Here is a 19,363-nt window from a genome sequence, read left to right as displayed (position 1 = left end):
CGGACTGACCTCGATCGTCGTCGATTCGTCCAGGGGATTCCACCGTCCGGCGTGGTTGATCAACCGTTCGGTCAGGCGCCGGTCGGCGGTCCGCACGGGAGCGTATTGCTCCTCGGTAACAAGGGCGTCGTTCGGCTGTCTGGCTGCGTATCCCCTAGTTACGGTGCCTGCGTAACACTGAACGTCGCCACGGCCTCTGACCGCCGGCGGCGGGGTCGGACCCGACCGATGGCGGTCGTATATATAACGCACCAGGCGCGGGCGGGATGGGTCACCATCCCGCCCGCGCTGTGCGTGGCGGTGGCAGAGTGGGCAACCGTGACGCGCGCAGATCTGGACAAGCAGCCGCACGAGGTCGCCGAGATGTTCGACGGCGTGGCCGAGCGGTACGACCTGACCAACACCATCCTGTCGTTCGGGCAGGACCGCGGGTGGCGCCGGGCGACCCGGACGGCGCTCGGCCTGCGGCCGGGGGAGCGGGTGCTGGACGTCGGCGCGGGCACGGGCGTGTCCACGCAGGAGTTGGCGCGCTCGGGGGCGTACGCGGTCGGCGCCGACCTGTCGGTCGGGATGCTGGCGGCCGGGCGCCGGACGCGCCCCGGGGTCCCGCTGGTGGCGGGCGACGCGCTGGCGCTGCCGTTCCCCGACGACGCCTTCGACGCGGTGACGATCTCCTTCGCGCTGCGCAACGTGGTGGACACCGGCGCGACGCTGCGCGAGCTGGGCCGGGTGGTCCGGCCGGGCGGGCGGCTGGTGGTGTGCGAGTTCAGCCACCCGACCAATCCGGCGCTGCGCACCGCGTACCTGTCGTACCTGATGCGCAGCCTGCCCGCGGTGGCCCGGACCGTGTCGAGCAACCCTGACGCGTACGTGTATCTCGCCGAGTCGATCCGCGCCTGGCCGGACCAGGCGGGTCTGGCCGCCCGCATGCTGGAGGCCGGGCCGTGGTCGCGGGTCGGCTGGCGGAACCTGACCGGCGGCATCGTCGCGCTGCACCGCGCCACGAAGATCTAGCGTCACGAAGATCTAGCGTCACCGCTGGCGGGATTTTGCCAATCTTGCCTCTTATGAGCGGTTTGGGTGATTAGCTCGATGGTATGACCATGTCCCGTCAACCGGTCGACTCCTTCGGCGTCGACACCGAGATCGACCTCGCCATCGACGAGCAGGACGAGGGCGAGCGCCGGGCGCACGAGCTGGCCAGCCGGATCCGTACGGTGGCCGCCAGCGATCCCGAGCTGGCCCAGGATCTGGTGGATCAGCTGATTGTGGCGCTCGATCGCGCGATGGGCGGTACCTTTCGGGAGCACCTGGACGGCGCGGCCCGGCACGCCGCCGACCGCGCCCTCGCCGCGGGCGAGCAGAGCGCCACGGCGGACGGTGGCTCGCGCGCCGAGGCGCCGGACCGCGAGGCGGCGAGTGCCGCACAGGCCACGACGGACGACAACCCGGCGAGCGCGGCGAAGGCCACGACGGACGGCGAACCAGCGAGCGATACAAAGAGCAAGATGGACATCCCGACGAGCACGGTGAGGCACGACGGGAGCGGTGCCGCATCGACGACGTCGCCCTCCTGAAACGGTTAGGCACCCCTAACCCCTATCCACTTCGATGGCAGTCCTAGACTCCGACCTGGGCTGGCTTGTGAACTGTTTCACTAGCCCGCACGAGAACGGAGGGTGAGCCGTGAACGAGCACGTGGCCGCGGCAGGCGCCATCGCCGACGAGGCGGACGTGATCGTGGTCGGCGCCGGGCCCGGCGGGTCCGCGGCGGCGTACCACATGGCGCGGCACGGCCTGCGCGTCCTGCTGCTGGAGAAGACCGAGTTCCCGCGGGAGAAGGTCTGCGGCGACGGGCTCACCCCGCGCGCCACCCGGCAGTTGATCCGGATGGGCATCGACACCTCCGAGAAGGCCGGCTGGCTGCAGAACAAGGGCCTGCGGGTGATCGGCGGCGGCGTACGCCTCGAACTGGACTGGCCCGAGCTGGCCAGCTTCCCCAGCTACGGCCTGGTCCGCACGCGACTGGACTTCGACGACATGCTGGCCAAGCGGGCGGTCGAGGCCGGCGCCCTGCTGCGGACCAGTGTCAACGTCACCGGGCCGGTGCTCGACGACGACGGCCGCGCGATCGGCGTCACCGCCAAGATCGGCCCCGGCAGGGAGCCTGTCCAGTACCGGGCGCCGCTGATCATCGCGGCGGACGGTGTCTCCGGCAAGCTGCCGCTCGCCATGGGACTGGCCAAACGCGACGACCGCCCACTCGGCGTGGCGGTCCGGCGCTACTACCGGTCACCCGTACGGGCGGATGATGACTATCTGGAGTCCTGGCTGGAGCTTCGCAGCGCCCAGAACTCCGACGTCCTGCTGCCGGGGTACGGCTGGATCTTCGGCCTCGGTGACGGCCGGGTCAACGTGGGCCTCGGCATCCTGAACTCGTCCAGCGCGTTCGGCAAGACCAACTACCGGGCCATGCTGACCGACTGGCTGGGCACCACGCCGCCGGAGTGGGGCATGCGCGGCGAGGAGCACGCCGAAGGGCCGGTGCTGGGCGCCGCGCTGCCGATGGGCTTCAACCGGGTGCCGCACTACACGCGTGGCGTCATGCTCGTCGGCGACTCGGGCGGCATGGTGAACCCCATGAACGGCGAGGGCATCGCGTACGCGATGGAGTCCGGCGAGCTGGCCGCCGAGGTGGCGGTGCAGGCGCTGGCCCGCACCGCGGGTCCCGACCGGGAACGCGCGCTGCAGGCGTACCCGGCGGAGCTCAAGCTGCGCTTCGGCGGGTATTACCGGCTCGGCGGAATGTTCGTGAAGTTGATCGGCAACCCGCAGATCATGCGGATCGCCACGAAGCACGGAATGCCCCACCCCACGCTGATGCGATTCGTCCTCAAGCTGCTGGCGAACCTGACCGACCCGCGCGGCGGGGACGCTATGGACAGGGTCATCAACGGCCTCACCAAAGTCGCCCCTTCAGCATGAACGACTGCACCGAGCGCAGCGAGGGCCGGGAGGGCATGCCCGGCCAGCAGAGCATGAACGACTGCACCGAGCGCAGCGAGGGCCGGGAGGCATGGGGTACCCCGGTCGCAGACGGGCAGAACGGGATTAATAGTGTGAAGCGGCTAACAGTCGAGCAGGAGACGGTATGACGCTCAATCCCTACGTACCGATCGTCGGGCTGCTGATCCTCGGCGCGCTCTTCGCCCTGTTCTCGGTCTCGGTCGCGCCCATCGTGGGCCCGAAGAGATACAACCGCGCCAAGCTGGACGCGTACGAATGCGGCATCGAGCCCGCGCCCCAGCCGATCGGCGGCGGCCGCTTCCCGGTCAAGTTCTATCTGACCGCGATGCTGTTCATCGTCTTCGACATCGAGACCATCTTCCTCTACCCCTGGGCGGTGTCCTTCGAGGTGCTGGGCCTGTTCGGGTTCGTCGAGATGGTCCTGTTCATCGTCGCCGTCTTCATCGCCTACACGTACGTGTGGCGGCGTGGCGGCCTGAACTGGGACTGATAAAACCATGGGAATCGAAGAGAAGCTGCCGAGCGGCATCCTGCTCACCTCGGTGGAGAAGCTCTCCAACTGGGCCCGCAAATCGTCCTTCTGGGGCGCCACCTTCGGCCTCGCCTGCTGTGCCATCGAGATGATGGCCTCCGGCGGCCCGCACTACGACCTGGGTCGCTGGGGCATGGAGGTGTTCCGCGCCTCGCCCCGCCAGGCCGACCTGATGATCGTGGCGGGCCGGGTGAGTCAGAAGATGGCCCCGGTCGTGCGCCAGATCTACGACCAGATGCCGGAGCCCCGCTCGGTGATCTCGATGGGCGTCTGCGCCTCGTCCGGCGGCATGTTCAACAACTACGCGGTCGTGCAGGGCGTCGACCACATCATCCCGGTCGACGTCTACCTGCCGGGCTGCCCGCCACGGCCGGAGATGCTGATCGACGCGATCCTGAAGATGCGCGAGAAGGTCATGGCCGCCCCGCTCGGGCCCAACGGCCGCAAGATGCTGGAGGCCCGCCGGGCCGAGGGCAAGCTGCCGATCGTCGCCCCCGGCGCCATGCCCTCGTCGTACCGGGCGGATCCCAAGCGGCGCGAGGAGTGGATCCAGGCCGTCAAGGAGGGCCGCGAGGAGCAGCTGCGCATCGAGAACTGGATGAAGCTGCAGCCGCACATGCGAGGGGAGGGCCGCAAGTGACGTCCGACAGCACCAAGGGCCAGGAACCGGCGACCGAGCCGAACCGGCCCACCGAGCAGCCCGGTGCCGGGGTGCCCGTGGCCGCCCCGCCGGTCGGCGCGGCCGCCGGTGCGCCCGCCGACTACCCGCGCGCGGTCAAGCGCGGCATGTTCGGCGTGCGCGGCTCCGGCGACACCTCCGGCTTCGGCGGCCTGGTCCGGCGTACGCCCAGCCTGGCGGACACGCCGCGGCCGTTCGGCGGGTACTTCGACGAGGTGCACGACGCGCTGGAGGAGGCGTACCCGGGGTTCGCGGACGCGGTCGAGAAGGTGATCGTCGACCGGGGCGAGCTGACCCTGCACGTCAAGGCGGACCGCATCGCCGAGGTCTGCCAGGTGATGCGCGACGACGAGGCGCTGCGCTTCGAGCTGTGCTCGTCGGTGAGCGGCGTGGACTACCTGGGCAGCGACGAGCGCCGGTTCCACATCGCCTACCACCTGACGTCGATGACGTACCGGCGGCGGGTGCGCGTGGAGGTGGCCGTGGCCGACGGCGTGGCGGTCCCGTCCGTCACCGGGGTGTACCCCACGGCCGACTGGCAGGAGCGGGAGACGTACGACATGTTCGGCGTCGTCTTCACCGGCCACCCCGGCCTCACCCGGATCCTCATGCCGGACGACTGGGAGGGTCACCCGCAGCGCAAGGACTACCCGCTCGGCGGCGTGCCCGTCGAGTACAAGGGCGCCGAAATTCCTCCTCCAGACCAGCGGAGGGTCTACCAATGAGCACTCACACGACGGGTGAGCAGGCGTACGCGACAGAGCGGGAGACCACCGAGGGTCGCGTCTTCACGGTCACCGGCGGCGACTGGGACACGATCGCCGAGGGTATCGACCCACTGAGCAACGAGAAGATCGTCGTCAACATGGGCCCGCAGCACCCGTCCACCCACGGGGTGCTGCGGCTGGTGCTGGAGCTGGAGGGCGAGACGGTCACGGAGTGCCGTCCGGTCATCGGGTACCTGCACACCGGCATCGAGAAGAACCTGGAGTACCGCAACTGGACCCAGGGGGTTACCTTCGTGACCCGCGCGGACTACCTGTCCAACATGTTCAACGAGGCCGGTTACTGCCTCGCGGTCGAGAAGCTGCTCGGCATCTCCGACGAGATCCCCGAGCGGGCGAACACGATCCGCGTGATGTTCATGGAGCTGCAGCGGATCGCCTCGCACCTGGTGTGGATCGCCACCACGGGCATGGAGCTCGGCGCGATCTCGATGATGCTGTACGGCTTCCGCGAGCGCGAGTACATCCTCGACATCTTCGAGGAGGCCTCCGGCCTGCGGATGAACAACGCGTACATCCGGCCCGGCGGGCTCTCCCAGGACGTACCGGAAGCGGCGATCAAGAAGATCCGCGACTTCCTGAAGTACCTGCCGAAGAAGCTCAAGGAGTACGAGAAGCTGCTCTCCGGCCAGTACGTCTGGCACAAGCGCACGCAGGGCGTCGCGGTGCTCGACGTGACCGGCTGCCTCTCGCTGGGCATCACCGGGCCGGTGCTGCGCTCGGCGGGCCTGGCCTGGGACCTGCGCAAGACGATGCCGTACTGCGGGTACGAGAACTACGAGTTCGACGTGCCGACCGCCACCACGGGTGACGTGTGGGGGCGCTACCTGGTGCGGATGGCGGAGATCCGGGAGTCGCTGAAGATCATCGAGCAGACCCTGGACCGGCTGAAGCCGGGCCGGATCATGGTCGAGGATCGCAAGATCGCCTGGCCCGCGCAGCTCGCGCTCGGCGTCGACGGCCTCGGCAACTCGCTCGAACACGTCGCCAAGATCATGGGTCAGTCGATGGAGTCGCTGATCCACCACTTCAAGCTCGTGACCGAGGGCTTCCGGGTCCCGCCCGGCCAGGTGTACGTCGCCATCGAGCACCCGCGCGGCGAGCTCGGCGTGCATGCGGTCTCCGACGGCGGCACCCGCCCGTACCGGGTGCACTACCGCGACCCGAGCTTCGTGAACCTCCAGGCCATCCCCGCGATGGCCGAGGGCGCCCTGCTGGCCGACGTGATCGCCGGCGGCGCCTCCCTCGACCCGGTGATGGGTGGGTGTGACCGCTAAATGACTGATAGCACGGTGGAGTTCTCCCCGGCCGCCGCGCCGCTCTCGGAGCAGCTCCTGGGACGGGCGCGCGAGATCATCGCCCGCTACCCGGAGGGCCGGGAACGGTCCGCGCTGCTGCCGCTGCTGCACCTCGTGCAGGCGGAGGACGGTTACGTCAGCCCGGCCGGGGTGGCGTTCTGCGCCGAGGTGCTGGGCATTAACAAGGCCCAGGTCGGCGCGGTCGCGACCTTCTACACCATGTACAAGCGCCGGCCCACCGGCGAGTACCTGGTCAGCGTCTGCACCAACACGCTGTGCAACGTCATGGGCGGCCAGGAGGTGTACGACGAACTCGCCGAGCACCTCGGCGTCGGCCACGACGAGACCACCGCGGACGGACGGGTCACCCTGGAGCACGCGGAGTGCCTCGCCGCCTGCGACTACGCCCCGGTGCTGACGGTCAACTACGACTTCTACGACAACGTCACGCCGCAGGGCGCGATCGACCTCGTCGACGGGCTGCGCTCGGGGGAGCGCCCGGCGCCCACGCGCGGGGCCCGGCTGTGCTCCCTCAAGGAGATGGCCATCCAACTCGCCGGGTTCGCCGATCCGCGCGACGGCGCGGTCGCCGACGGCCCGGCCGGGGCGCCCACCCTGCGCGGGGTCACGCTGGCCCAGAAGAACGGCATCGCGGTCCGCAACTTCGACCCCGACACCCCGATCCCGACCACCAAGCCCGCACCCGGCAAGCCGGCGGAGTCCGGCAAGCCCGCCGCCGCGGCCAAGGCGCCCGCCGCCGGCAAGCCCGCGGCACCCGCCACGCCCGCGGCACCCGCCACGCCCGCCACCGGTGAGGAGAAGCCGGCGCCTGCCGCCAAGGCCGCACCCGGGGCGAAGGCGACGCCCGCGGCCAAGGCCGCTCCCGCAGCCAAGGCCGCTCCCGCGGACAAGGCAGCCGCCGGTGACAAACCTGCCGCCAAACGCGCGCCGCGCGCTAAGACGGCGGACACGCAGGCCACCGAGGCGGCCGGTGCCGCCGCCAGCAAACCGGCCAGCGACGCCAAACCCGCCGGTGACAATCCCGAACCGCAGCAGAGCAACCTGCGTGCGGCCGCCGAGGGCACCGACACCGCCGCTGAGGAGGCAGAGCAGTGACCGAGCCTCGACGCGAAGTCCTGGAGAAGCTCACCCCCGTCCTCACCAAGCGCTGGCTGTCGCCGGACGCCTGGAAGATCGACGTCTACGAGCGGCTCGACGGCTACGCGGCCATGCGCAAGGCCCTCGCGGTCCACCCGGACGATCTGATCCAGCTCATCAAGGACTCCGGGCTGCGCGGCCGGGGCGGCGCAGGCTTTCCCACCGGCCTCAAGTGGGGCTTCATCCCGCAGGGCGACGGCAAGCCGCACTACCTGGTCGTGAACGCCGACGAGGGCGAGCCGGGCACCTGCAAGGACCTGCCGCTCATGACGTACGACCCGCACGCGCTGGTCGAGGGCTGCATCATCGCCTCGTACGCGATCCGGGCCAACCGGGCGTACATCTACATCCGCGGTGAGGCGGTGCACGCGGCCCGGCGGCTGCGCAACGCGGTGCGCGAGGCGTACGTGAAGGGCTACCTCGGCAAGAACATCCTCGGCACCGGGTTCGACCTGGAGCTGGTGGTGCACTCGGGCGCCGGGGCGTACATCTGCGGCGAGGAGACCGCGCTGCTCGACTCGCTGGAGGGCTTCCGGGGCCAGCCCCGGCTGCGGCCCCCGTTCCCCGCGGTCGCCGGCCTGTACGCCAGCCCCACCGTGGTGAACAACGTGGGCACGATCTCCAGCGTGCCGTACATCGTGCTGGGCGGCGCGGAGTGGTGGAAGACCATGGGCACGGAGAAGTCGTCCGGCCCGATGATCTACTCCCTGTCCGGCCGGATCGCCAACCCCGGCCAGTACGAGTGCGGCCTGGGCATCACGCTGCGCGAGCTGATCGAGCTGGCGGGCGGCATGAAGCCCGGTCACCAGCTCAAGTTCTGGACCCCGGGCGGCTCCTCCACGCCGCTGCTCACCGCGGAGCACATCGACGTGCCGATGGACTTCGAGAGCGTCGCGGCCGCCGGGTCCATCCTGGGCACCACGGCAGTCCAGATCTTCTCCGATCAGGACTGCCCGGTGTACGCCACGTACCGGTGGCTGGAGTTCTACCACCACGAGTCGTGCGGCAAGTGCACCCCGTGCCGCGAGGGCAACTACTGGATGGTCCGGACGTACCGGCGGATCCTGGCCGGTCAGGGCACCCACGAGGACCTGGACACGCTGCTGGACACCTGCGACAACATCCTCGGCCGCTCGTTCTGCGGCCTCGGTGACGGCGCGACCAGCCCGGTGACCTCCTCGCTGCAGTACTTCAAGCAGGACTACCTCGACTACATCGAGGGCCGGACCGCTCCGCGGCTGTCCGAGAAGACCCTGGTAGGAGCGCACTGATGACGGACGTTGCCAAGCCGACCGACACCGTCACGCTGACCGTCGACGGTGTCGAGGTGACGGCCGCCAAGGGCGAGCTGGTCATCCGGGTCGCGGAGCGGATGGGCATCGAGATCCCCCGGTTCTGCGACCACCCGCTGCTGGCGCCCGCCGGTGCCTGCCGGCAGTGCCTGGTGGAGGTGGAGGGCCAGCGCAAGCCGGTCGCCTCGTGCACCCAGACGGTCGCCGAGGGCATGGTGGTGAGGACCCAGCTCACCTCGCCGGTGGCCAAGAAGGCCCAGGCCGGGGTGATGGAGCTGCTGCTCATCAACCACCCGCTGGACTGCCCGACCTGCGACAAGGGCGGCGAGTGCCCCCTGCAGAACCAGGCGCTGTCCACCGGCCGCTCGGACTCGCGGTTCCAGGAAGCGAAGCGCACCTACGAGAAGCCGATCCACATCTCCAGCCAGGTGCTGCTGGACCGTGAGCGGTGCGTGCTGTGCCAGCGGTGCACCCGGTTCTCCGAGGAGATTGCGGGGGACAAGTTCATCGACCTGATGGACCGCTCCTCGGGCCAGCAGATCAACGTGTACCGGGACGACTTCTTCGGCGCGGACACCGACGGCAGCGGCGACGCGGGCGAGGACTCCGGCGACGTGCCGTTCAACTCGTACTTCTCCGGCAACACCGTGCAGATCTGCCCGGTGGGCGCACTGACCGGCCAGCAGTACCGGTTCCGGGCCCGGCCGTTCGACCTGGTCTCCACGCCGACGGTGTGCGAGCACTGCTCGGCCGGGTGCGCGCAGCGCGCCGACCACCGGCGCGGCAAGGTGCTGCGCCGCCTGGCCGGCGACGACCCGGCGGTGAACGAGGAGTGGAACTGCGACAAGGGCCGCTGGGGCTTCCGGTACGACACGGCGGCCGACCGCATCACCACCCCGCTCGTCCGCGACGCCGACACCGGTGAACTGCGCGAGGCCTCCTGGAGCGAGGCACTGCACGCGGCCGCCGAGGGCCTGCGCGCCGCTCGCGAGCGCGGCGTCGGTGTGCTCACGGGCGGCCGCCTGACGGTCGAGGACGCGTACGCGTACGCGAAGTTCGCCCGAGTGGCGCTGGGCACCAACGACATCGACTTCCGCGCCCGCCCGATCGGCGCCAACGGCGAGGAGGCCGACTTCCTGGCCGCCGCCGTGGCCGGGGTCAGCGACGTCAGCTACGCCGACGTGGAGAAGGCCCCGTCGGTGGTGATCGTCGGGCTGGAGCCGGAGGAGGAGTGCCCGATCCTCTTCCTGCGCCTGCGTAAGACGTACATGCACGCCAAGCTCGGCGTGGTGGCGGTGGCGCCGTTCCTGACCCGTGGCTTCGAGAAGCTCGGCGCCACGCTCGTCGAGGCGCTGCCCGGCGCCGAGGCGCGGCTGCTGGCCGACGACCCGGCGATCGCCGCGGCGCTGTCCGCCGAGGGCGCGCTGCTGATCGTGGGCGAGCGGCTGGCGGAGGTGCCCGGTGGGCTCTCGGCCGCCGCCGCGCTGGCCGCCCGTACCGGCGCCCGGCTGGCCTGGGTGCCGCGGCGCGCGGGTGACCGCGGCGCGGTCGACACGGGCTGCCTGCCGAACCTGCTGCCCGGCGGACGCCCGGTCATCGATGCGGGTGGGCGTGCCGACCTGGCCGCCGCGTGGGACGTACCCGTGGAATCCCTGCCCGCCGCGGTGGGCCGCGACACTCCCGCGATCGTGGCCGCCGCCGCGGCCGGTGAACTGGGTGGCCTGCTGGTCGCCGGGGTGGACCCGGCCGACCTGGCCGACCCGCGCCTGGCCGAGCAGGCCCTCGACGCGGTGCCGTTCCTGGTCAGCCTGGAGCTGCGGCACAGCGCGGTGACCCGCCGCGCCGACGTGGTGCTGCCGGTCGCGCCGCCGGTCGAGAAGCCCGGCACCTACATGGACTGGGAAGGCCGGCTGCGCACCTTCGGGGCCGTGCTGAAGACCGGTGCGATGACCGACGGCCGGGCGCTGGAGGCGATCGCCGCCCTGCTGGACGTCACGCTCGGCACCGGCGACGTGAACGCGATCCGCCGCGAGCTGGGCGGGATGCGGGCCAACACCTCGGCGCCGCAGGCCGCACCTACCGTGGCACCGGGCTCCCCGCCGGAGCCGGGCACCGGCGAGGCCGTGCTGTCCACCTGGCATCAGCTCATCGACCTGGGCCGCCTGCTCGACGGCGACGAGGTGCTGGCCGGTACGGCCCGCCCGCCGGTGGTCCGGATCGCCAAGGGCACGGCCGAGGCGGTCGGCGTCGCCGACGGTGACCCACTGACCGTGGGTACCGACGCCGGCGGGATCACGCTGCAGACGGCGATCACGGAGATGCCCGAGGGCGTGGTCTGGTTGCCGACGAACTCACCGGGCGCCACGGTACGGCGCAGCCTGCGGGCGTCCTCGGGCGCCGTGGTCCGGCTGACGGCCGGGGTGGCGGGCCCGCTGCTCGCGCAGGCCCCGCACGCCTCGGCCGCCGAGAGCAACCTGCTCGCCTCCCCCGAGGTCAGCAAGAAGGGGGTAACGCCGTGATGATCCTCGCCGAGGCGCAGGATCCCACCCTGCAGACGTTCGAGAACGACGTCTGGTGGATCGTGCTCATCAAGCTGCTCGGGGTCTTCGTCGTCCTGCTGCTGCTGACGCTCTTCACGATCAACTACGAGCGCAAGGTCGTGGCCCGGATGGCGGTCCGGCCCGGCCCGAACCAGGTCGGCCCCAAGGGCTGGTTGCAGAGCCTCTCGGACGGCATCAAGCTGCCGTTCAAGGAGGAGATCATCCCGATCACCGCGGACAAGGCGGTGTACTTCATCGCCCCGGTGATCTCGGCGACCTGTGCCTTCACCGCGTTCTCGGTGATCCCCTTCGGGCCTGTGGTGTCGATCTTCGGGCACCAGACGGCGCTGCAGCTCACCGACGTGCCGGTCTCCGTACTGGTGCTGCTGGCCTGCTCCTCGATGAGCGTGTACGGCGTGGTGCTGGCCGGCTGGGCGTCGGGCTCGACGTACCCGCTGCTGGGCGGCCTGCGCTCCAGCGCCCAGATGATCTCGTACGAGGTCGCGATGGGGTTGTCCATCGTGGCGGTGTTCATGACCGCGGGCACGATGTCCACCTCGCAGATCGTCAAGGCGCAGGCGGGCAACGACCCGTCCTCGATCGACATCCTCGGCTGGCACCCGACCCCACCGAGCTGGTACGCGGTGCTGCTGCTGCCGAGCTTCATCATCTACGCGATCTCCGCGGTCGGTGAGACCAACCGGGCGCCGTTCGACCTGCCCGAGGCCGAGTCCGAGCTGGTCGGCGGCTTCCACACCGAATACTCGTCGTTCAAGTTCGCGCTGTTCTTCCTCGCCGAGTACATCAACATGATCACCGTCTCGGCGCTGTGCACGACGTTGTTCCTGGGTGGCTGGCGGGCACCGTGGCCGATCACCGCGGTCTGGCACAACGCCAACTCCGGCTGGTTCGCGCTGATCTGGTGGCTGGTCAAGGTCCTGATCCTGCTGTTCGGCTTCATCTGGCTGCGGGCCACCCTGCCGCGGCTGCGCTACGACCAGTTCATGCGGTTCGGCTGGAAGGTCCTCATCCCGGTCAACCTGGTGTGGATCCTGTTCCTCTCCGGGGTGCGGGTGCTCAACAACGAGACCTCGAACCAGCGGAAGTGGCTGATCATCGGTGGCGTGATCATCGTGGTGGTGCTGATCGCCGTGCTCTGGCCGTCCGGGCGCAAGGAGCCGGTGAAGTCGCTGGAGGAACAGCTCGCCGAGCGGCCACCGGGCAGTTTCCCCGTACCCCCATTGGACCTGCAGGTGCCACCCAGCCCGCGCGCCCGCCGCGCGGTGGCCGAGCGCGAGCCCGCCACCGTGGGTGGCGGCACCACCGAGACGCCCGACGACACACCAGACGAGGAGGTGTGACGTGGGGACGTTCACGGGCTCGTTCAAAGGCTTCGGGGTGACCTTCGCGCACATGTTCCGCAAGGTCATCACGACCGACTACCCGTTCTCGCCGCCGACCCCGGCGCCGCGCTATCACGGCCGGCACATCCTCAACCGGCACCCGGACGGCCTGGAGAAGTGCATCGGCTGCGAGCTGTGCGCCTGGGCCTGCCCCGCGGACGCGATCTACGTGCAGGGTGGCGACAACACAGAGGAGATGCGCTTCTCGCCGGGTGAGCGGTACGCGTCGATCTACCAGATCAACTACACCCGGTGCATCTTCTGCGGCCTGTGCATCGAGGCCTGCCCGACCCGCTCGCTGACCATGAGCAACGAGTACGAGCTGGCCCGCGACAACCGGCAGGACCTGATCTTCACGAAGGAGCAGCTGCTGGCGCCGCTGCTGCCGGGCATGGAGCAGCCGCCGCACCCGATGCGGCTCGGCGAGACCGACGTGGACTACTACGTCGGCGCGCTGACCAACCCGGGCACCTCGGCGGGCGCCGAGCGCGCGCCGTGGTCGGAGACGGGCTCGACGGATGCGGCCGAGAAGGGCGGAGCCTGATGAGTACGTTCGCCGCCGCGGCCGGGCACGTCTCCGCCGCCGAGGCCTGGGGATTCTGGATCATGGGTAGCCTGGCCGTCCTCGGCGCCCTGGGCATGGTGCTGGCCCGCAACGCGGTCCACTCCGCCCTGTGGCTGGTCGTGACGATGCTCTGCCTCGGCTTCCTGTACGTGGTCAACGCCGCGCCGTTCCTCGGCATGGTGCAGATCATCGTCTACACCGGCGCGATCATGATGCTGTTCCTGTTCGTGCTGATGCTGGTGGGCCGCGACGCCTCGGACTCGCTGATCGAGACGCTGCGCGGCCAGCGGATCGCGGCGATCCTGCTGGGCATCGGCTTCGCCATCCTGATCGCCGCCGGCCTCGCCCGCTCGCTGGGCACCAGCAAGGTCGTCGGCCTGGACGCCGCGAACGCGGGCGGCAACGTCCAGGGCATCGCCCGGGTGCTGTTCACCAACTACGTCTTCGCGTTCGAGGTCACCTCCGCGCTGCTCATCACGGCGGCGGTGGGCGCGATGATCCTGGCCCACGTCGAGCGGGCCAAGGAAGAGATCCACGACCAGGTGACCCGCATGAAGGAGCGGTTCCGGCCGGGCAGCCACCCGGGTCCGAAGCCCGGCCCCGGCGTGTACGCCAACACCATGTCCGTGGCCGCCCCGGCCCGCCTGCCCGACGGCAACCTGTCCGAGCGCAGCATCTCGCCGATCCTGCCCGTGCGTGAGCTCACGGCGCGCGAGGCGGCCCCGAAGGGAACAGAAGAGTGACTCCCGACTACTACCTCGTGCTCGCGGCGATCCTGTTCACCATCGGGGCGACCGGGGTGCTCATCCGCCGCAACGCGATCGTGCTGTTCATGTGCATCGAGCTGATGCTGAACGCCGCCAACCTGGCGCTGATCACGTTCAGCCGGATCAACGGCGGCCTGGACGGGCAGATCATGGCGTTCTTCGTCATGGTCGTCGCGGCGGCCGAGGTCGTGGTCGGCCTGGCCATCATCATGTCGATCTTCCGGACCCGGCGGTCGGCGAGCGTCGACGACGCCAACCTCCTCAAGTACTGAAGGGCCTGCACGTGGAGACAGTGGATTACGCCCAGCCGGTGGGCCCGCTGCACCTGCTGTGGCTGCTGGTAGCCATCCCGCTGGTCAGCGCGGCCGTCCTGCTCCTGCTGGGACGCAGGGCCGACAAGTGGGGGCACTGGCTCGGGGTGCTGTCGGTCGCGGCCAGCTTCGCGCTCGGCCTGACCTTCTTCATCCAGCTCGCCTTCCTGACGAACAAGTCGGCCGAGCAGAGCCTGTTCAACTTCATCCTGGTCGGCGACCTCAAGGTCGACTTCGGGCTGCTCTTCGACCCGCTGTCCGGGGTGTTCGTCCTGCTGATCACGGGTGTCGGCTCCCTGATCCACCTGTACGCGGTCGGGTACATGGCGCACGACGAGGGCCGCCGGAAGTTCTTCGGCTACTTCAACCTCTTCACCGCCGCGATGCTGCTGCTGGTCCTCGGCAACAACTACGTGATGCTCTACTTCGGCTGGGAGGGCGTCGGCCTCGCGTCGTACCTGCTGATCTCGTTCTGGTACACCCGGCCGTCGGCGGCCACCGCGGGCAAGAAGGCGTTCCTGATGAACCGGGTCGGCGACGCCGGCCTGGTGATCGGCATCTTCCTGATGTTCGCCACCCTCGGCTCCACCCAGTACCAGTACGTGTTCAACCACGTCGGCGCGCTCAGCTCCACCACGATTCTGATCATGGGGCTGCTCCTGCTGCTCGGCGCGTGCGGCAAGTCCGGCCAGTTCCCGCTGCAGGCCTGGTTGCCCGACGCGATGGAGGGCCCGACCCCGGTGTCCGCCCTGATCCACGCGGCGACCATGGTCACCGCCGGGGTCTACCTGATCGCCCGGTCGAACCCGATCTTCTCGGCGAACCTGGCCCTGGAGACCGTCGTGGTCAGCGTCGGCGCGCTCACGCTGCTGATCGGTTGCATCATCGGCGCGGCCAAGGACGACATCAAGCGGGTCCTCGCCTGGTCGACGGTCAGCCAGATCGGCTACATGTTCCTCGGCGTCGGCCTGGGCGGCGGCGCGTACGCGCTGGCGATCGTCCACCTGCTGGCGCACGGCTTCTTCAAGGCCAACATGTTCCTCGGCGCCGGTTCCGTGATGCACGGCATGCACGACCAGGTCGACATCAGACGCTTCGGCGGGCTGTACAAGTACATGCGCTGGACCTGGATCACCTTCATGATGGGCTGGCTGGCGATCGTCGGCATGTGGCCGTTCTCCGGCTTCTTCTCCAAGGAGCCGATCATCGCGGCCGCCTTCGAGCGCGAGGGCTGGACCGCCTGGCTGTACGGCACAGCCGCGCTGCTCGGCGCCGGGCTCACGGCGTTCTACATGACGCGGCTGTTCATCCTCACGTTCCACAGCAATAAGCGGTGGACGGATGACATCAAGGAGCCGCACGAGTCGCCGTACATCATGACCGTGCCGCTGATGCTGCTGGCGCTCGGTTCGATCGGCGCGGGCGGGCTGCTGGCCACGTCGATCCCGGACTGGCTGGAGCCGGTGTTCGGGCCCGAGCCGCCCGCGGGCGAGCCCGTGATCCCGCACTGGTCGATCACCACGCTGTCGCTGGGGCTGGTCGTCATCGGTGCGGGCATCGCCTACATGCTGTTCCGCAACGGCACCGCCGAGCAGGAGCAGCCGGCGGGCGTGGTGGTCACCGCGGCCCGGCGCAACCTGTACACGGACGCCTTCAACGAGGCGGTCTTCGAGAAGCCGGGCGTCTTCCTCACCCGGGCCCTGGTCTTCCTCGACAACAAGGGCATCGACGGGTTGGTCAACGGCATCGCGGCGAGCGTCGGCGGGGGTTCCGGCCGGTTGCGCCGGCTGCAGACCGGCTTCGTGCGTTCGTACGCCCTGTCCATGCTCACGGGGGCCCTCGTGGTCGTCGGTGCGTTCCTCGTCATCCAGCTGGGGTGGTTCTCGTGACGGACTCCGGATTCCCGTACCTGGGCGTCCTGACGCTGGCCCCGCTGGTGGGCGCGGTGGTGGTGGCGTGCGTTCCGCGCGCCAAGGCCCAGGTGGCCAAGATCGTGGCACTGGTCTGGTCGCTGGCCGTGCTGGCGCTCAGCATCGTCATGTGGGTGGACTTCCAGGTCGGCCAGCACGCGCCACGGTTCCAGTTCCGCGAGTCGTACCCGTGGATCCCGACCTGGGATGCCCGGTTCACGTTCGCGGCGGACGGCATCGCGCTGGTCATGCTGATGCTGATCGCGGTACTCGTGCCGGTGGTCATCCTGGCGTCCTGGCACGACGTCGACGAGACGGAACGCTCCGCGTCGACGTACTTCGCGCTGCTGCTGGCCTTCGAGTTCACCATGATCGGCGTGTTCGCGGCCGCGGACCTCTTCCTGTTCTACGTGTTCTTCGAGGTCATGCTGATCCCGATGTACTTCATCATCGGCTCGTTCGGCGGCGCCCGCCGCCAGTACGCCGCTGTGAAGTTCTTCCTGTACTCGCTGGTCGGCGGCCTGTTCATGCTGGCCGCAGTGATCGGGCTGTGGGTGCTGGCCGGGCACACGTTCGACTTCGCGAAGCTCCTGCAGGCGTCGTCCGGCCTGGACACCAACACCGCCCGGTGGCTGTTCCTCGGGTTCTTCATCGCCTTCGCGATCAAGGCGCCGTTCTTCCCGTTCCACACCTGGCTGCCCGACGCCGGTGGCGCCGCCCCGGTCGGTGCGGCCGCCCTGCTGGTCGGCGTGATGGACAAGGTCGGCACGTTCGGCATCCTGCGGTACTGCCTGCCGCTGTTCCCGGAGGCGTCGCGCTGGTTCGCGCCCGCCGCCCTGGTGCTGGCGGTCATCGGCATCATCTACGCCGCGCTGCTGGCGGTCGGCCAGAACGACCTGAAGCGCCTGGTGTCGTACACGTCGATCGCGCACTTCGGCTTCATCGGCATCGGCATCTTCGCCTTCACCACCCAGGGCGGCACCGGCTCGGTGCTGTACATGGTCAACCACGGCCTCGCCACCGGCCTGCTCTTCCTCGTGGTCGGGATGTTCATCGCCCGGCGCGGGTCGGCGTTGGTCAGCGACTTCGGCGGCGCCGGGAAGCTGCTGCCGGTGCTGGCCGGGATCATGTTCTTCGCCGGTCTGGCGTCGCTGGCGCTGCCCGGCACCGCGCCGTTCGTCAGCGAGTTCCTGGTGCTGATCGGCACGTTCACCGTGCACAAGGCGTACGCGGTGATCGCCACGGCCGGCATCATCCTGGCCGCCGCGTACGTGCTGTGGATGATCCAGCGCACCACCCAGGGTGACCTGAACCCGGCGCTGACCGACCTGCCCGAGATGCGGCGTGACATCACGCTGCGCGAGAAGCTGGTCGTCGCGCCGCTGGTGCTGCTCCTGCTCCTGCTCGGCTTCTACCCGAAGCCGGTCACCGATGTGATCAACCCGGCGGTCCAGGCGACCATGCAGGACGTCGGCACGACCGATCCGGCCCCCACGGCGGTCGCGAACGGAAAGGTGGCGCCGTAGCCATGGAGAAACTGCAACTGCCCCCGATCGACTATCGGGCACTCTCCCCGATGTTGATCCTGTTCGGGGTGGCCTGCGTGGGGGTGCTTCTCGAGGCGCTGGTGCCCCGGCGTGCCCGGCACGCGGTGCAGCTCTCGCTCGCCCTGCTGGCCTGCCTCGCCGCGTTCATCATGGTGATCGCCGAGCGCGGCACCCGGGCGGTGACGATCGGCACCGCTGTCGCGATCGACGGGACCACGCTGTTCCTGCAGGGCGCGATCCTCGTGCTGGGGGCCGTGTCGCTGCTGCTCATCGGCGAGCGCACGGTCGAGCCCGGCGGTGCGTTCGTGGCGCAGGCCGCGATCACGGTGGGCTCGCAGAAGGACCTGCGGCAGACCGGCGGGGCGCCGGGCGGCACCGAGGTCTACCCGCTGGCGCTGTTCGCCCTCGGCGGCATGCTGATGTTCGTGTCCGCGAACGACCTGCTGACGATGTTCGTCGCGCTGGAGGTCTTCTCGCTGCCGCTGTACCTGCTGTGCGCGCTGGCGCGGCGGCGCCGCCTGCTGAGCCAGGAGGCGGCCCTCAAGTACTTCCTGCTCGGCTCGTACGCCTCCGCCTTCTTCCTGTTCGGCGTGGCCATGCTCTACGGCTACGCGAACGGGGTGCACTTCAGCCAGATCCACGAGGCGGTCGCCAACCCGTCCCACAGCCAGGTGCTGCTGTACGGCGGGCTCGCGCTGCTGGCCATCGGCCTGCTGTTCAAGGCCGCGCTGGCGCCGTTCCACGTGTGGACGCCGGACGTCTACCAGGGGGCGCCGACGCCGGTCACCGCGCTCATGGCCGCCTGCACGAAGGTCGCGGCGTTCGGTGCCCTGCTGCGCGTGCTGTACGTCGGGTTCGAGGGGGTCCGCTGGGACTTCCAGCCGATCCTGGGCACCATCGCGGTGCTGACCATGCTGGTGGGCGCTGTGCTGGCGGTCACCCAGACGGACATCAAGCGGCTGCTGGCGTACTCGTCGATCGCCAACGCCGGGTACCTCATGGTCGGCGTGCTGGCGCTGAACCAGGCCGGTGTGTCGAGCACGATGTTCTACCTGGTCGCGTACGGCTTCTCGGTGCTGGCCGCGTTCGCCATCGTCACGCTGGTGCGCGACGCGGACGGCGAGGCCACCCACCTGTCGAAGTGGGCCGGGCTGGGCCGCCGGTCACCGCTGTTCGCCGCTGTCTTCACGTTCATCCTGCTGGCCTTCGCCGGTATCCCGCTGACCAGCGGGTTCACCAGCAAGTTCGCGGTGTTCGGGGCGGCCGTCCAGGGTGGGCAGACCTGGCTGGTGATCTTCGGTGTGATCACCAGCATGCTGATCGCGTTCCCGTACCTGCGGGTCGTGGTGATGATGTGGCTCTCCGAGCCGGGCGACAGCACCCCGGCGGTGTCGATTCCGGGCTTCCTCACCTCGGCGGCCCTCACCATCGGTGTGATCGCGACGCTGGCGCTGGGCGTGGTCCCCGCGCCGCTGCTCGACCTGAGCGACAAGGCCGCCGATTTCGTCCGCTGACGTCCACCCGCGCGTGTCAGTGGAGCAGGCTCCGC

17 protein-coding genes are annotated in these 19,363 nt (G+C 69.7%); all 17 read left to right on the top strand.

The window, feature by feature from the left end:
- Positions 1–318 precede the first annotated feature (318 nt).
- The 17 genes from ACMCNN_RS28440 to nuoN all read left to right on the top strand — a co-directional run bounded on the left by ACMCNN_RS28440 (position 319) and on the right by nuoN (position 19,328).
- Positions 319–1,014, top strand: a complete 696-nt coding sequence (locus ACMCNN_RS28440) for a demethylmenaquinone methyltransferase (protein WP_412743550.1) — start codon at positions 319–321, stop codon at positions 1,012–1,014.
- 89 nt (positions 1,015–1,103) lie between these two features.
- On the top strand, positions 1,104–1,577 hold the full coding sequence (locus tag ACMCNN_RS28435; RefSeq protein WP_412743549.1) for a hypothetical protein: 474 nt from the start codon (positions 1,104–1,106) through the stop codon (positions 1,575–1,577).
- Between the two features lie 109 nt (positions 1,578–1,686).
- The gene (locus tag ACMCNN_RS28430) at positions 1,687–2,985 is read left to right on the top strand and encodes a geranylgeranyl reductase family protein (RefSeq protein ID WP_412743548.1); all 1,299 of its coding nucleotides are present in this window, start codon (positions 1,687–1,689) and stop codon (positions 2,983–2,985) included.
- Positions 2,986–3,151: 166 nt separating this feature from the next.
- On the top strand, positions 3,152–3,517 hold the full coding sequence (locus ACMCNN_RS28425; RefSeq protein WP_412743547.1) for an NADH-quinone oxidoreductase subunit A: 366 nt from the start codon (positions 3,152–3,154) through the stop codon (positions 3,515–3,517).
- A 7-nt stretch (positions 3,518–3,524) separates the two neighbouring features.
- Positions 3,525–4,199 (top strand): NuoB/complex I 20 kDa subunit family protein, encoded by a 675-nt coding sequence (locus ACMCNN_RS28420; protein WP_412743546.1) that lies wholly within the window; start codon positions 3,525–3,527, stop codon positions 4,197–4,199.
- Between the two features lie 71 nt (positions 4,200–4,270).
- Positions 4,271–4,963 carry an NADH-quinone oxidoreductase subunit C gene (locus ACMCNN_RS28415; RefSeq protein WP_412747307.1) on the top strand — a complete coding sequence of 231 codons (693 nt, stop codon included), beginning with the start codon at positions 4,271–4,273 and terminating at the stop codon, positions 4,961–4,963.
- Positions 4,960–6,300, top strand: coding sequence for an NADH-quinone oxidoreductase subunit D (locus ACMCNN_RS28410; RefSeq protein ID WP_412743545.1), 1,341 nt, complete (start codon positions 4,960–4,962; stop codon positions 6,298–6,300). Before ACMCNN_RS28415 ends, ACMCNN_RS28410 begins: the two co-directional genes overlap by 4 nt.
- Entirely contained in the window at positions 6,301–7,437 is a 1,137-nt protein-coding gene (nuoE, locus tag ACMCNN_RS28405) for an NADH-quinone oxidoreductase subunit NuoE (RefSeq protein WP_412743544.1), read from the top strand.
- Positions 7,434–8,750, top strand: coding sequence for an NADH-quinone oxidoreductase subunit NuoF (gene nuoF / locus ACMCNN_RS28400; protein ID WP_412743543.1), 1,317 nt, complete (start codon positions 7,434–7,436; stop codon positions 8,748–8,750). The genes nuoE and nuoF overlap by 4 nt, the downstream gene beginning before the upstream one ends.
- Positions 8,750–11,290 carry an NADH-quinone oxidoreductase subunit G gene (locus tag ACMCNN_RS28395; protein WP_412743542.1) on the top strand — a complete coding sequence of 847 codons (2,541 nt, stop codon included), beginning with the start codon at positions 8,750–8,752 and terminating at the stop codon, positions 11,288–11,290. Before nuoF ends, ACMCNN_RS28395 begins: the two co-directional genes overlap by 1 nt.
- On the top strand, positions 11,290–12,672 hold the full coding sequence (gene nuoH / locus ACMCNN_RS28390) for an NADH-quinone oxidoreductase subunit NuoH (protein WP_412747306.1): 1,383 nt from the start codon (positions 11,290–11,292) through the stop codon (positions 12,670–12,672). Before ACMCNN_RS28395 ends, nuoH begins: the two co-directional genes overlap by 1 nt.
- Before the next feature lies 1 nt (position 12,673).
- The gene (nuoI, locus tag ACMCNN_RS28385; protein WP_412743541.1) at positions 12,674–13,258 is read left to right on the top strand and encodes an NADH-quinone oxidoreductase subunit NuoI; all 585 of its coding nucleotides are present in this window, start codon (positions 12,674–12,676) and stop codon (positions 13,256–13,258) included.
- The gene (locus ACMCNN_RS28380) at positions 13,258–14,022 is read left to right on the top strand and encodes an NADH-quinone oxidoreductase subunit J (protein ID WP_412743540.1); all 765 of its coding nucleotides are present in this window, start codon (positions 13,258–13,260) and stop codon (positions 14,020–14,022) included. Before nuoI ends, ACMCNN_RS28380 begins: the two co-directional genes overlap by 1 nt.
- Positions 14,019–14,318: an NADH-quinone oxidoreductase subunit NuoK gene (gene nuoK, locus ACMCNN_RS28375; RefSeq protein ID WP_130510265.1), complete on the top strand. Its 300-nt coding sequence runs from the start codon at positions 14,019–14,021 to the stop codon at positions 14,316–14,318. Before ACMCNN_RS28380 ends, nuoK begins: the two co-directional genes overlap by 4 nt.
- Before the next feature lie 11 nt (positions 14,319–14,329).
- The gene (nuoL, locus tag ACMCNN_RS28370) at positions 14,330–16,246 is read left to right on the top strand and encodes an NADH-quinone oxidoreductase subunit L (RefSeq protein WP_412743539.1); all 1,917 of its coding nucleotides are present in this window, start codon (positions 14,330–14,332) and stop codon (positions 16,244–16,246) included.
- Positions 16,243–17,793 (top strand): NADH-quinone oxidoreductase subunit M, encoded by a 1,551-nt coding sequence (locus ACMCNN_RS28365; protein WP_412743538.1) that lies wholly within the window; start codon positions 16,243–16,245, stop codon positions 17,791–17,793. The genes nuoL and ACMCNN_RS28365 overlap by 4 nt, the downstream gene beginning before the upstream one ends.
- 2 nt (positions 17,794–17,795) lie before the next feature.
- The gene (gene nuoN / locus ACMCNN_RS28360) at positions 17,796–19,328 is read left to right on the top strand and encodes an NADH-quinone oxidoreductase subunit NuoN (RefSeq protein ID WP_412743537.1); all 1,533 of its coding nucleotides are present in this window, start codon (positions 17,796–17,798) and stop codon (positions 19,326–19,328) included.
- Positions 19,329–19,363: the final 35 nt, after the last annotated feature.

This window comes from Krasilnikovia sp. MM14-A1004 (genome assembly GCF_047159485.1).
Lineage (GTDB): Bacteria > Actinomycetota > Actinomycetes > Mycobacteriales > Micromonosporaceae > Actinoplanes.
This window is presented reverse-complemented; position numbering and strand designations above follow the sequence as displayed.

What these genes read in the sequence shown, in the direction of transcription:
- ACMCNN_RS28380 (WP_412743540.1), top strand. Translation starts at nt 13,258, where the DNA reads ATGAGTACGTTCGCCGCCGCGGCCGGGCACGTCTCCGCCGCCGAGGCC.
- ACMCNN_RS28410 (WP_412743545.1), top strand. Translation starts at nt 4,960, where the DNA reads ATGAGCACTCACACGACGGGTGAGCAGGCGTACGCGACAGAGCGGGAG.
- nuoH (WP_412747306.1), top strand. Translation starts at nt 11,290, where the DNA reads ATGATCCTCGCCGAGGCGCAGGATCCCACCCTGCAGACGTTCGAGAAC.
- ACMCNN_RS28420 (WP_412743546.1), top strand. Translation starts at nt 3,525, where the DNA reads ATGGGAATCGAAGAGAAGCTGCCGAGCGGCATCCTGCTCACCTCGGTG.
- ACMCNN_RS28435 (WP_412743549.1), top strand. Translation starts at nt 1,104, where the DNA reads ATGTCCCGTCAACCGGTCGACTCCTTCGGCGTCGACACCGAGATCGAC.
- ACMCNN_RS28395 (WP_412743542.1), top strand. Translation starts at nt 8,750, where the DNA reads ATGACGGACGTTGCCAAGCCGACCGACACCGTCACGCTGACCGTCGAC.
- nuoE (WP_412743544.1), top strand. Translation starts at nt 6,301, where the DNA reads ATGACTGATAGCACGGTGGAGTTCTCCCCGGCCGCCGCGCCGCTCTCG.
- nuoN (WP_412743537.1), top strand. Translation starts at nt 17,796, where the DNA reads ATGGAGAAACTGCAACTGCCCCCGATCGACTATCGGGCACTCTCCCCG.
- ACMCNN_RS28425 (WP_412743547.1), top strand. Translation starts at nt 3,152, where the DNA reads ATGACGCTCAATCCCTACGTACCGATCGTCGGGCTGCTGATCCTCGGC.